This is a genomic window from Herbaspirillum frisingense, assembly GCF_047325095.1.
GTDB lineage: Bacteria > Pseudomonadota > Gammaproteobacteria > Burkholderiales > Burkholderiaceae_D > Herbaspirillum > Herbaspirillum frisingense.
Genome location: NZ_CP168558.1, coordinates 3,421,202 through 3,434,455, shown reverse-complemented (window position 1 = coordinate 3,434,455; position 13,254 = coordinate 3,421,202). Strand labels below are relative to the sequence as shown.

Annotated in this window: 10 protein-coding genes; 7 read left to right on the top strand and 3 right to left on the bottom strand. The window is 63.6% G+C overall.

Going from position 1 to position 13,254, the window contains the following annotated elements:
- Nucleotides 1–47: 47 nt before the first annotated feature.
- Complete coding sequence (locus tag ACEOAC_RS15830; RefSeq protein WP_006463541.1) at nucleotides 48–1,091, top strand: S49 family peptidase; 1,044 nt, start codon at nucleotides 48–50, stop codon at nucleotides 1,089–1,091.
- A 90-nt stretch (nucleotides 1,092–1,181) separates the two neighbouring features.
- On the opposite strand, the gene ACEOAC_RS15825 is transcribed toward ACEOAC_RS15830, so the two are convergent.
- Nucleotides 1,182–1,946, bottom strand: a complete 765-nt coding sequence (locus ACEOAC_RS15825) for an SAM-dependent methyltransferase (protein WP_077238534.1) — start codon at nucleotides 1,944–1,946, stop codon at nucleotides 1,182–1,184.
- 189 nt (nucleotides 1,947–2,135) lie between these two features.
- Here ACEOAC_RS15825 and ACEOAC_RS15820 point away from each other — a divergent pair, with 189 nt between their 5' ends.
- Nucleotides 2,136–3,593, top strand: coding sequence for a Ppx/GppA family phosphatase (locus ACEOAC_RS15820; RefSeq protein ID WP_413444062.1), 1,458 nt, complete (start codon nucleotides 2,136–2,138; stop codon nucleotides 3,591–3,593).
- 358 nt (nucleotides 3,594–3,951) lie between these two features.
- The gene (locus tag ACEOAC_RS15815; protein ID WP_077238536.1) at nucleotides 3,952–4,986 is read left to right on the top strand and encodes an extracellular solute-binding protein; all 1,035 of its coding nucleotides are present in this window, start codon (nucleotides 3,952–3,954) and stop codon (nucleotides 4,984–4,986) included.
- A 59-nt stretch (nucleotides 4,987–5,045) separates the two neighbouring features.
- Here ACEOAC_RS15815 and ACEOAC_RS15810 read toward each other — a convergent pair whose 3' ends face one another.
- Entirely contained in the window at nucleotides 5,046–6,188 is a 1,143-nt protein-coding gene (locus ACEOAC_RS15810) for a GNAT family N-acetyltransferase (RefSeq protein ID WP_413628440.1), read from the bottom strand.
- A 125-nt stretch (nucleotides 6,189–6,313) separates the two neighbouring features.
- On the opposite strand from ACEOAC_RS15810, the gene ACEOAC_RS15805 reads away from it, so the two are divergent.
- From ACEOAC_RS15805 to ACEOAC_RS15790, 4 genes are all read left to right on the top strand, one after another.
- Nucleotides 6,314–8,371 (top strand): NAD(+) synthase, encoded by a 2,058-nt coding sequence (locus tag ACEOAC_RS15805; protein ID WP_413444060.1) that lies wholly within the window; start codon nucleotides 6,314–6,316, stop codon nucleotides 8,369–8,371.
- Nucleotides 8,372–8,551: 180 nt separating this feature from the next.
- The gene (locus ACEOAC_RS15800) at nucleotides 8,552–8,890 is read left to right on the top strand and encodes a P-II family nitrogen regulator (protein WP_006463535.1); all 339 of its coding nucleotides are present in this window, start codon (nucleotides 8,552–8,554) and stop codon (nucleotides 8,888–8,890) included.
- A 267-nt stretch (nucleotides 8,891–9,157) separates the two neighbouring features.
- Nucleotides 9,158–10,678, top strand: coding sequence for an aldehyde dehydrogenase (gene adh, locus ACEOAC_RS15795; protein WP_077238539.1), 1,521 nt, complete (start codon nucleotides 9,158–9,160; stop codon nucleotides 10,676–10,678).
- 115 nt (nucleotides 10,679–10,793) lie between these two features.
- Nucleotides 10,794–11,174, top strand: a complete 381-nt coding sequence (locus ACEOAC_RS15790; RefSeq protein WP_006463533.1) for a DUF779 domain-containing protein — start codon at nucleotides 10,794–10,796, stop codon at nucleotides 11,172–11,174.
- On the opposite strand, the gene ACEOAC_RS15785 is transcribed toward ACEOAC_RS15790, so the two are convergent.
- The gene (locus ACEOAC_RS15785) at nucleotides 11,155–13,176 is read right to left on the bottom strand and encodes a sigma-54-dependent Fis family transcriptional regulator (RefSeq protein WP_413444059.1); all 2,022 of its coding nucleotides are present in this window, start codon (nucleotides 13,174–13,176) and stop codon (nucleotides 11,155–11,157) included. The genes ACEOAC_RS15790 and ACEOAC_RS15785 overlap by 20 nt on opposite strands.
- Between the last annotated feature and the right edge of the window lie 78 nt (nucleotides 13,177–13,254).

Genomic DNA, 13,254 nt, shown 5'->3' with positions numbered 1-13,254 from the left:
GCTTCGGGGAAACCGGCGCAGGCTGCTGCGCTGCTTAGAGTGAGCCTATGAGCAACAACGAATCTGAAAACCAGCAAGACAAGCCGCCAGTCCCTCCACAAACGCCGCCATCGCCACCATCGCCCTCCATCCCCGCCAGCGTGCGCGAGGACAAGAAGAGCGGCTGGGAGCGCGACGTACTGGAAAAACTGGCCCTGTTCGCCGTCAAGGAACAGCGCGCCCGGCGCCGCTGGGGCATCTTCTTCCGCATCGCCATCCTGGTGGTGATCGTGCTGGGGGCCTGGCTGGCCTTCACCTATAACAAGACCGAGAGCGAGCCGCTGGGCACCCATACCGCCTTGGTCGAGATCAAGGGCGCCATCGATTCCGAAGGGCAGGGCTCGGCAGGGGTGGTGATCCCGGCGCTGGACAAGGCCTTTGCCGCCTCCGACTCGGTCGGCGTGATCCTCAAGATCAACAGCCCCGGCGGCAGCCCGGTACAGGCCGGCATGATCAATGACGAGATCACCCGCCTGCGCAAGGCCTATCCCAAGAAGCCGATCTACGTGGTGGTGGAGGAAGTGTGCGCCTCCGGCGGCTATTACATCGCCGCGGCGGCCGACAAGATCTACGTCAACAAGGCCAGCCTGATCGGTTCGGTGGGCGTGCTCATGGACGGCTTCGGCTTCACCGGCCTGATGGACAAGCTGGGCGTGGAACGCCGCCTGCTGACCGCGGGCGAGAACAAGAGCTTCCTCGACCCCTTCAGCCCGCAAAGCCCGAAGCAGCGTGAATACGCGCAATCGATGCTGCAGGAGATCCACCAGCAGTTCATCGAGGTGGTGCGCCAGGGTCGTGGCGCGCGCCTGAAGGAAACGCCGGATACCTTCTCTGGGCTGGTATGGACCGGTTCCAAGGCGATCGAGCTGGGTCTGGCCGATGGCTATGGCACGGTCGATAGCGTGGCCCGTGACGTGCTCAAGGCCGAGGATGTGGTGGATTACACCCAGACCGAAAACCTCTCCGAACGGGTGCTCAAGAAATTCGGCGTGGCCTTCGGTGCAGGCTTTGCCAAGACGCTGATGTCGACGCCGCTTTCCACCCTGCGCTGACGCCTGGGGACGGAGCATGCAAAAAGGCCGGTTGTGTATCACAACCGGCCTTAGTCATTGGGGCGCCGCGTCTCTCGCATTGGGGCGACGCTATTCGGCCAGCAGCAGGAAGACGGTTGGTTTCTTGTGGAAGTCCGGTGCCTTGCCGGCAGCCAGGGCGGCCTTCCACTGCGCGGCCGTCTGCGTGCGTACCGACTCGCTGGACAACGACAGGTCGGTGGCCACGCAGATCAGCGTGCCGGGCTGGCAGGATTGCACCAGCGCCTCCAGCATGGCGGTGTTGCGATAGGGCGTTTCGATCAGCAGCTGGGTCTGCTTTTCCTTGCGGGCGCGATCTTCCAGCTGGCGGATGCGCTTGGCGCGCGCCTCGGCATCGGTAGGCAGGTAGCCGTTGAAGGCGAAGCTCTGGCCATTGAGACCACTGGCCATGACCGCCAGCAGCAAGGAAGAGGGGCCCACCAGCGGGCGCACCTGGATGCCATGCTGGTGCGCCAGCCGGACCAGGTTGGCGCCGGGGTCGGCCACCGCCGGCACGCCTGCTTCCGAGATCAGGCCACCATCACGGCCTTCCAGCAGGGGGGCCAGCAGCGAGGGCAGGGCGGCCGGCGGTGTGTTGACGTTGAGCTCGGCAATCTGGATTTCCTGGATGGGCTTGGCCAGGGCTTGGCTGCTGCCCAGGAGTTTCAGGAAGGCGCGCGTGGTCTTGGCGTTCTCGGCGACGAAATAATCCAGGCGTGCTGCGATGGCCTGCACCTGGCGCGGGATGATGCTTTCCAGCGGATGCGTCACGCTGGCGTCGGCGGGAGGCTCGGTGGGGCCCAGTGTGTTGGGAACCAGGTAAAGAATGCCGGGCATGGAAGGGAAATGGGATAAATTGTATAAAATAATATGTGCGACGCAGCATGGCAGCGCCGAGCCGCCATTCTACAGGGTGCCGGCTGTCATCAAAGTGTAATGCGCGCCGATTATCTTGTCGGGATGGAGACAAGGTGAGGTTTAAATTATTTAGCAATTGGCTTCTAGTGCGATTGCGAAAGGACATGCATGTTTGCTGCGGTAGATCTCGGTTCCAACAGTTTTCGCTTGCATATCGGCAAGTACGAGGACGACGGCATACGCGTCATCAAGAGCGCGCGCGACCCCATCCGCCTGGCGGCGGGCATCGACAAGAGCGGCAACCTGACCCAGCAGGCCTGTCAGAGCGCCATCGATTCGCTCACCCGCTTTCGCGCCATCCTGCGTGACTATCCGCTGACCGCGGTGCGGGTGGTGGCCACCAATACCTTGCGCGTGGCCAAGAACGCAGCCGACCTGCTGCCGGAACTGGAGCGGGCCATCGGTTATCCGGTGGAGATCATTTCCGGTGAGGAAGAGGGCCGCCTGATCTACATGGGCGTGGCCGGCGTGCTGGCCGATGCCGGTGAAGAACGCATGGTCATCGACATCGGCGGCGGTTCCACCGAGGTCATCCGTGGCCTGGGCGAGCATATCCGTCACGTCGAATCCTTCGGCATCGGCACCGTCAATCAAAGCCTGGCCTTCTTCCCCGATGGTGCCATCACCACGGCGGCCTTCGAACGCGCCATCATCTCGGCCCGCTCGCATGTCGAAGATGCAGTACACCTGTTCAGCTTCGACCCGGCAGAGGTGAATGTCTATGGCTCTTCCGGCACCATGCGCGCCATTGCCGACACCATCCGTCGCAACGGCATGGGCGATGGCCGCGTGAGCCTGCCCAGCCTGGCTGACCTGATGCAGCGCCTGATCGACTTCGGTCATGTCAGCCAGATCGCGCTGGACGGCATGAAACCCGACCGTGCCGGTGTGATCATGGGCGGCCTGGCGGTGCTGATCGGCTTCATGCAGGAATTCGGCATCGAGGTCATCACCCCGGTGGAAGCCGGCCTGCGCATGGGCGTGATGTGGGACCTGCAACTGCGCGCCACCAAGGCCGACCGTCGCGATCGTTCGGTCGAAGAGTTTGCCCGCCGCTTCCACGTCGATGCCGCCCGCGCCCATGGCGTGGCCGATACCGCGCGAGGTTTCTTCGATCTGCTGAAGCCGGCCACCGACTCCTACGCCCGCTATCTCTACTGGAGCGCCTTGCTGCACGAGACCGGGCTGGTGGTGTCGCCCACCGGTTACCACAAGCATTCGGCCTACATGATCGCCAATGCCGACCTGCCGGGCTTTACCACTCGCGAGCAGCGTCTGATGAGTACCCTGATCCTCGGTCAGAAGGGCAACCTGAAGAAGATCAGCGAGATGCTGGCAGACGTCGATTTCGCCAAGGCAGTGCTGGCACTGCGGCTGGCGGTGATGTTCCGCCACGCGCACATCACGCTGGACCTGGACAAGGTAAGGGTCAAGCTCAAGAGCCGCATCGACCTCGAGATCCGTCGCGACTACATCAAGGAGCATCCCAGCATTTCCTTCTGGTTCCAGAAGGAGCAGGAGTGGTGGGCCGGCATCGGCGTCGATTTCGCCGTCAAGGTGATCTGAGCGCGCTTCGTCCCCCTTCGCTGTCTTTGTCGCTTTCTCTGCTTTCGCTGCATTCACAGCACGTCATCACGCCCTTGCCACATCAGTCGGCAAGGGCGTTTTTACGTTCACTGCATGGCTTTTCGATATGTCCTTTAGAAGATGATAATGCTTCTTATTTGTGATATATTCGCCTGCGCTTTACCTCTCGCGTATGCACACGCACACGCACAAGCATACCCATAACGAGGCAGCCATCAGGCCGCCCGCTGCGACAGCCAAGTCCATCCTGGAGCCCGCTCCCCGGACCGCCTTCCGCGCCAAAAGAAAACGCCGTTTCGCCACGGCGGTCGTTCACTCTTTTTGAAAAGGATGGTCCATGTTCTCCCGTCAATTCGCCGTCGGCGCCGTACTGGCTGCCATTGCCGCCTCCAGCTTCGCGCAGGAAAAAGTCCTGAACCTGTACTCGGCACGCCACTACCAGACCGACGAAGCGCTCTACGCCGACTTCACCAAGGCCACCGGCATCAAGATCAACCGCGTCGATGGCGATGACGCCGGCATCCTGGCACGCCTCAAGAGCGAGGGTGCTTCCAGTCCCGCCGACGTGATCCTGCTGGTGGATGCGGCGCGCCTGTGGAAGGCCCAGAGCGATGGCCTGTTCCAGCCGGTCAAGTCCAGGCTGCTGGACGAACGCATCCCCGCCAACCTGCACAGCAAGGAGGGCAGCGACGGCACCCAGTGGTTCGGTTTCTCCACCCGCGCTCGCGTGATCGTCTACAACAAGACCAGCGTCAAGCCGGAAGACGTGGACACCTACGAAGCCCTGGGCGACCCGAAGAACAAGGGCAAGCTCTGCACCCGCAGCGGCTCGCACCCCTACAACGTCTCGCTGTTCGGCGCGCTGCTGGAGCATGATGGTGCGGCCAAGACCGAAGCCATCTTGAAGGGCATGGTCGCCAACCAGGCGCGCCAGCCGGTGGGTGGCGATACCGACCAGATCAAGGCCGTGGGTTCGGGCGAATGTGGCGTGGCCATTTCCAACTCCTACTATGTGGCCCGCCTGCTGCGTTCCACCAAGCCGGAAGACGTGGCCCTGATGGAAAAGGTCGGCATCGTCTGGCCCAACCAGAAGAGCTATGGCGCGCACGTCAACATCGCCGGTGGTGGCGTGGCCAAGCATGCCCCGCACAAGGCCGAAGCCGTGCAGTTCCTGGAATACCTGGCCAGCGATGCGGCCCAGCGCTACTTCGCTGAAGGCAATAACGAATGGCCGGCCGTCAAGAGCGTGAAGACCGAGAACCCGGCGCTGGTCAAGATGGGTCCGTTCAAGGCTGAAGTGATCAACATCGGCGCCGTCGGTGCCAACCAGCAGAAGGTGTTGCAGATGCTGGATCGCGTCGGTTACAAGTAATCCGGATGGCAGGAGGCCGGCCCGCAGCATTGCTGCGGGCCGGTTTTTTTTACGCCGCCTCAGCGGGGCGGATCGCGGAAGGGATTGCGCTCGTTGAGCTCGTTGATATAACCATCGATGCCGCCGACTTCGCGGGCCAGGAAGTGCTCCACGGCATCGTAGAACCCCGGATGCGCCAGCCAGTGTGCCGACCAGGTCTTCTGCGGCAGGAAGCCGCGTGCCATCTTGTGCTCGCCCTGGGCGCCGCCTTCGAACCAGCGGATCTTTTCGGCGATGCAGAATTCCAGCGGCTGGTAGTAGGCGGTCTCGAAGTGCAGGCAGGGGACGTGTTCTAGCGCGCCCCAGTAGCGACCGTAGAGGGTGTCGCCGTCATGCACGGTGAGCGAGGAGGCGATGGGCTGGCCATCACGCAGGGCCAGGGTCAGCAGCAGGTGCTGCGGCATGGTGGCACCGATGCGGCGGAAGAATTCCAGGTTCAGGTAGGGCGTCGAATAATGCGCCGCATAGGTATGGCGATAGCAGCGGTTGAAGAATCGCCAGTGGGCCTCGGTGATCTCGCTGCCCCGCAGCCAGGTGAATTGCACGCCCTGTTCGGCCACCTTGCGCCGCTCGGCCAGGATGTTCTTGCGCTTCTTGCGATCCAGGGTATCGACGAACTCGGCAAAGCTGCCATAGCCTTCGTTGTGCCAGTGGAACTGCACGCCGCTGCGCAGCAGGAAACCGGCATCGGCCAGCTGTTCCGCCTGCTCCGGGGGCGGGTAGAGGATGTGGGTGGACGAGTGTTCGCCCTCCTGCTGCAGGGCCTGCAAGGCGGCCAGCAGGCCGGCGCGGGCCGTCTCATCGACTGCCATCAGCCGCGCCCCGCGCACCGGCGTGAAAGGGATGGCGGCCAGCAGCTTGGGATAGTATTCGACGCCGTGGCGCTGGTAGGCCTCGGCCCAGGCCCAGTCGAAGACATATTCACCATAGGAGTGGAACTTGCGATACAGGGGCAAGGCCGCCACCAGGGCTTCGTCCTGCCACAGCGTCAGGTAATGCGGCTCCCAGCCGGTGTCGGCACTGGCCGCGCCGCTCTCGTGCAGCGCATGCAGGAAAGCGTAGCTGAGGAAGGGGTTGCCTTCGGCCTGGGTGGCCACCAGTGCGTCCCAGCGGCCGGGGCCGATCTCGGCCAGAGAAGAAACGATTCGCGTGCGATAATCCATGGACTGCGAGTGACCTGCATAAGAAGGCGCGGCCCACGGCCCCGCTCGAACAGGCATTCTACGCAAAACCGACAGAACGCGTCGCCATCGCGGCGACCCGCACAGAGCAAGAAAGTCCGCACGATATGACTAGCCCATTCTTCAATCTCTATAGCCACGGTTTCGCCCGCGTCGCCGTGGCGGTGCCGGACTGCAAGGTGGCCGATCCGGTCTTCAATGCCCGGCGCACCATCGCCCTGGCCGAGCAGGCCGCCGCCGGTGGCGCGGTGTTGGTGGCCTTCCCCGAACTGGGGCTGTCGGCCTATAGCTGCGAAGACCTGTTCCAGCAGCGTGCCTTGCTGGACGCCGCGCAGAATGCCCTGCAGAGCGTGCTGGAAGCCTCCTTGCGCATCCCGGCCGCCCTGATCGTGGGCATGCCGCTGAAGGTCGAACACCAGCTCTATAACTGCGCGGTGGTGGTCAGCGCCGGCCGCATCATGGGCGTGGTTCCCAAGAGCTACCTGCCCAACTACAGCGAATTCTACGAAGCGCGCCAGTTCAGCAGCGCCGATTGCGCCGTCACCCGCCGCACCCGTCTGCTGGGCCAGGACGTGGACTTCGGCAGTCACCTGCTGTTCGAGATCAGCAATATCCCCGACCTGCGCTTCCATGTCGAAATCTGCGAAGACGTCTGGGTGCCGATCCCGCCGTCCTCCTTTGCGGCCCTGGCCGGCGCCACCGTGCTGGTGAACCTGTCGGCGTCCAATATCGTGGTCGGCAAGTCCGGTTACCGTCACCAGCTGGTGTCGCAGCAATCGGCGCGCTGCCTGGCGGCCTACCTGTATTCCTCGGCCGGCGATGGTGAATCGACCACCGACCTGGCCTGGGACGGCCAGGCGCTGATCTGCGAGAACGGCGAACTGCTGGCCGAGTCCGAGCGCTTCTCCCAGGGTGGCCACGTCATCTATGCCGATGTGGACCTGGAGCGTCTTTCGCGCGAGCGTTTCCACCAGACCACCTTCGGCCAGTCGGTGCGCCGCCATGCGGACGAAGTGCGCCGCTTCGAGGTGGTGTCGTTCGATGTCCAGCTGCCGCAGGACCGCCCGCTGCCGCTGCAACGCCGGGTGGCGCGTTTCCCCTATGTGCCGGCCAACGCGGAGCAGCGGGAACTGCGCTGCCGCGAGGTCTACAACATCCAGGTCATGGCGCTGGTGCAGCGCCTGTCTTCGTCGGGCCTGAAGAAGGTGGTCATCGGCGTTTCCGGCGGCCTGGATTCCACCCATGCCCTGCTGGTCTGCGCCAAGGCAATGGACAAGCTGGGCCTGCCGCGCACCAACATCCTGGCCTATACCATGCCCGGTTTCGCCACCAGCAGTCGTACCCTGGTGCAGGCGCATCAGTTGATGACGCAGGTCGGTTGCTCGGCGCAGGAAATCGATATCCGCCCCAGCTGCGAACAGATGTTGAAGGATCTCGGCCATCCCTATTCGCGAGGCGAGCCGGTCTACGACATCACCTTCGAGAACGTGCAGGCCGGGGAGCGTACCAATCACCTGTTCCGCCTGGCCAACCACCATGGCGCCATCGTCATCGGCACCGGCGACCTGTCGGAACTGGCGCTGGGCTGGTGCACCTATGGCGTGGGCGACCACATGTCGCACTACAATGTCAACGCCAGCGTGCCCAAGACCCTCATCACCCATCTGGTGCGCTGGGTGGCCGAGTCCGGCTCACTGGAACTGAAGCAGCCGGAAGTGCTGATCCACATCCTGGAAACCGAGATCAGCCCTGAACTGGTGCCGGGCGCCTCCGATGGCGAACCCGGTCAGCGCACCCAGGACTTCATCGGTCCCTACGAATTGCAGGACTTCAACCTCTACTACATCCTGCGCTACGGCTTCACGCCGGCCAAGGTGGCCTTCCTGGCGCACAGCGCCTGGCATGACCGCGATGCCGGTCATTGGCCGGACGGCCTGCATGGCGCCCACAACCAGTACAGCTTGCCGCAGATCAAGAAGAACCTGGGCATCTTCGTCTATCGCTTTTTCAAGACCAGCCAGTTCAAGCGTTCCTGCGTACCCAATGCGCCCAAGGTCGGTACCGGCGGCTCGCTCTCGCCGCGGGGTGACTGGCGCGCCCCCAGCGATGGCGAGGCCACGGTATGGCTGCAGGATCTGGAGCGGATTCCGGATCTGGAGGGCTGAAACCGGCTTTTTGAGGGCTCGCTTGCGCAGGGTGGTTGAAAGCTGCGCGAGCCTGATTGACAATGTACAAGTGGGCAGGGGGGCCACGTCCCTGTCCCTAAAAGAACAACATCGCAGCACCCGCTATTCAACAGATCGCAACCGATCGTTTCTTTACGACATACCAAGAGAGGAATTGCCATGAAACAAGTGACCGCCATCATCAAACCGTTCAAGCTGGACGAGGTGCGTGAATCCCTCGCCGAAGTCGGCGTCACGGGCCTGACGGTCACCGAAGTGAAGGGCTTCGGTCGTCAGAAGGGGCATACCGAGCTGTATCGCGGCGCCGAATACGTGGTCGATTTCCTGCCCAAGGTCAAGATCGAGGTGGTGGTCGATGACAAGGTGGTGGAGCAGGCGGTGGATGCCATCATCAAGGCTGCCCGCACCGGCAAGATCGGCGATGGCAAGATCTTCGTGCAGGAAGTGGAACAGGTGATCCGTATCCGTACCGGTGAAACCGGTCCCGATGCCGTCTGAGCAGGTTCCGCTCTCCCCGAAACCGGCCGCTGGCCGGTTTTTTTACGTCCATTGCAGCCGGAAAGCTGTTGCAGTCTGTTGCGCCGTGGCGTGACGGATTGCGTCAGTCTGACACAGCGTGACAGCGCCACACCGGTGGCACAGGCCGCTGGACCGCCTGGGACGGGCCTCTGGCGGCTGGCATGCGATTTGCCCCTAAGGAGGTCGAACGCCCGCCGCGGCCATCGATGCGTGCGGGATTTCAACCATCACCATAACGGAGACGACATGAACCTGGCAGACATCAGCAAACTCGGCGTACGCGACCCTTTCAAGCAACGCTACGACAACTTCATCGGCGGCAAATTCGTCCCGCCGGTGAAGGGGGAATACTTCGAGAACATCAGCCCGGTGATCGGACGCGCCTTCTGTGAGGTGGCCCGTTCCAGCGCCGAGGACGTGGAGCTGGCGCTGGACGCCGCCCATGCCGCCAAGAAGAGCTGGGGCAAGACCTCACCCACCGATCGCGCCAACCTGCTGTTGAAGATCGCCGACCGCATGGAAGCCAACCTGGAGCTGCTGGCCACCGCCGAGACCCTGGACAACGGCAAGCCCATCCGCGAAACCATGGCCGCGGACATCCCGCTGGCGATCGACCATTTCCGCTACTTCGCCGCCGCCGTGCGCACCCAGGAAGGCAGCATCGGCACCATCGACAACGACACCTATGCCTATCACTTCCATGAGCCGCTGGGCGTGGTGGGCCAGATCATTCCCTGGAACTTCCCCATCCTGATGGCGGTGTGGAAGCTGGCCCCGGCGCTGGCTGCGGGCAATTGCGTGGTGTTGAAGCCGGCCGAGCAGACCCCGGCCTCCATCATGGTGCTGATCGAACTGATCGCCGACCTGATCCCGCCGGGCGTGGTCAACATCGTGCAGGGCTTCGGCGTGGAAGCCGGCAAGCCGCTGGCCTCCAACAAGCGTATCGCCAAGATCGCCTTCACCGGCGAGACCACCACCGGTCGCCTGATCATGCAATACGCCTCGCAGAACCTGATCCCGGTGACCCTGGAGCTGGGCGGCAAGTCGCCCAATATCTTCTTCGCCGACGTGCTGGACAAGGACGACGACTTCTTCGACAAGGCCCTGGAAGGCTTCGCCATGTTCGCGCTGAACCAGGGTGAGGTCTGCACCTGCCCCTCGCGCGTGCTGGTGCAGGAATCGATCTACGAGCGCTTCATCGAGCGCGCCTTGAAGCGCGTGGCTGCCATCAAGCAGGGCAACCCGCTGGACAAGAGCACCATGATCGGCGCGCAAGCCTCGCAGGAGCAGCTGGAAAAGATCCTCTCCTACATCGACATCGGCAAGCAGGAAGGCGCCAAGGTGCTGGCCGGTGGCGGCCGTGAAGAACTGGGCGGCGACCTGGCCTCGGGTTACTACGTCAAGCCGACCGTCTTCCAGGGCAACAACAAGATGCGCATCTTCCAGGAAGAAATCTTCGGCCCCGTGGTCTCGGTGACCACCTTCAAGGACGAGGAAGAAGCCCTGGCCATCGCCAACGACACCCTCTACGGCCTGGGTGCAGGCCTATGGACCCGCGATGGCACCCGTGCCTTCCGCATGGGCCGCGAGATCCAGGCCGGGCGCGTGTGGACCAACTGCTATCACCTGTATCCGGCGCATGCGGCCTTCGGTGGCTACAAGCAATCCGGCATCGGTCGTGAAAACCACAAGATGATGCTGGACCACTACCAGCAGACCAAGAACCTGCTGGTCAGTTACAGCCCCAAGGCGCTGGGCTTCTTCTGATCGGGTTCCTATCCTTCGTTTGTCTCCTTGGCTCCTTGCAGCAAGGCAGCTTGGGCGCCGGTCCGTTCTCCCACGGCCGGCGCCTTTTTTATGTGGACTTTCCAGGAGCATGCCAATGAGCGCCTTACCCCGGGTTACCGCCACCGACGCCACGGTGGCACTGCTGCGCCAGTTGAAGACACGCCATGGCGCTTTGATCTTCTTCCAGTCCGGCGGCTGCTGTGATGGCAGCGCGCCAATGTGCTACCCCGAAGGAGACTTCACCTTGGGCGACACCGATGTGTACCTGGGGGAGATCGACGGCGTGCCGTTCTACATCGGCGCCGACCAGTTCGAGTACTGGAAGCACACGCAGCTGATCATTGACGTGGTCAATGGCAACGGTGGCATGTTCTCGCTGGAGAATGGCAGCGGCAAGCGCTTCCTGACGCGCTCGCGGCTGTTTTCCGATGAAGAATATGACGCTTTGGAACCGCTCAGTGCCCGCGTGACTTGAAGCGCCGGTACAGCGTATTGCGCGACACCCCGAGCGCCTTGGCGGCGGCGCTGACATTGCCGTCATGCGTGCGCAGTGCGCGTTCGATGGCGGCCCATTCCGTGTCCTGCATGGAAAGCGGCGGAGAGGGTGGTTCATCGTCAACGCTGGCCAGCGGGGAGCTGGCCGCCGCGTCTTCCAGGAAGTCGTCCGGCAGATGCCGCAGGCTGATGGCTGCTTCGCCCTCGGCCATGGCCAGCGCGGTGCGGACCAGGTTGGACAATTGCCGCAGGTTGCCCGGCCAGCGGCTGGCATGCAGCAGCGCCAGGGCCTGGGCATCGAAGCGCGGCGCCTGCGGGCCGCCTTCTTCCTGCAGGATGCGCTCGATCAGGCAATCCAGATCGCTGCGTTCGCGCAGGGCGGGCAGCCTGACCTGCAAGCCATTGATGCGGTAGTACAGGTCTTCGCGGAAGGCATGGCGCGCTGCCATCTCGCGTAGCGGCTGGTTGGTGGCGCATACCAGTGCGAACTCCACCGGGATCACACGCTGGCTGCCCAGCGGCGTGACGGCGCGCTCCTGCAGCACCCGCAACAAACGACCCTGCAGTGACAATGGCATGTCGCCGATTTCATCGAGGAACAGCGTGCCGCCCTGGGCTTGCGCGATCTTGCCGATGGCACCCTTGCGGCGCGCGCCGGTGAAGGCGCCGTCTTCATAGCCGAACAGTTCGGCTTCGATCAGGTTTTCCGGAATGGCCGAGCAGTTGACCGCCACGAAGGGCGCCGCCATCCCCTGGCTTTGCGCCCTGCGCGAACAGGCGCTGGCGCGGTGGATGGCCTGCGCCAGCCACTCCTTGCCGGTGCCGGTCTCGCCGGTGATCAAGACCGGGATGGCGCGGTCGATCACACGGCGCAGCTTGCCGATGATGTCGCTCATGCGGGCGTCGCCGGTCTCCAGCGCCTGCAGATCGGGCAGGTCTGCGGGTCCGCGCACGGCCGGTGGGTGGCAGACCGGCGCCAACGCGGGTGCAGACGCTGCTGCCGTTCCAAGTTCAGGCGCCTCGATGACCGCTTCACGGGCATTCTGGAAATGCTGGTCGCGCAGCCGCAACTCGGCGCGACCGTGGATGCGGATGCCATTGTGCAGGCACAGCTCCAGCAGGCCGGGCGCCGCCTTGCGGTGCTGCTCGAACAACAGCGACAACGGCACCCCGAACAGCGAGGTGAAGGTATGCGACTGCAGTGCTGCCAGCGTCAGGCCCAGCTGGAACTGGGCACTGCGGTTGGCCGCCAGGAAACGTCCGCCCGGCGTGAAGCTGACGATGCCCTCTACCAGCGTACCCACGAATTCGGCGCGGCTGTGGAAGTGCAGGGTGATGCAATCGGGAAAGCTGCCGGCCAGCAGGTGGTTTTCTATCATCTGCGCCGACATGCGCACCAGGGCCATGGTGTGCTTGTGGAAGCTGCCGCATTCGCCCGACACGTCCAGCACTCCCAGCACCTTGCCGCGATGGTCGAAGATGGGGGCCGCCGAGCAGGTCAGGAAGCGGTTGGCATCCAGGTAGTGCTGCTGGGCGTGGACCGTGGTCGGTTTCTGTTCGAACAGGGCCGTACCGATGGCATTGGTGCCGCGCAACTGCTCCGACCAGCGCCCGCCGGGACCGAGCGCCACGCGGTCGGCCTTGGCCAGGAAGTCGCGGTCGCCCAGGGTATGGATGATGGTGCCTTCGGCGTCCGACAGGATCACCATGCTGTGGGTATTGCGAATCTGATCGTAGAGGGTTTCCATCACCGGCCGGGCATGGCCGGACAGTGACTGGCTGGCCTCCAGCGTCTGCGCCAGGTCGGCACGCGAGAGCTGTTCCAGATCGGGCCGCTGGCCGCGGGTGATGCCATAGGAAGAACTGCGCTGGTGCGAGCGCGCAATGGCCTGCAGGTCCGGCTCGCCGTCGGCCGTGGCCTGCACCAGGGGCGCTGCGCCCAGCAATGCACCGGCGCCTGGCCGGTTTGCCTGGTATTGCATCCTTGTCTCCTTGGACCTTTGCGGTCCTTATGCCCTGTCGTCGTGGCCGCCCGGTGTTCTATTTCTTATCTTTCGGGA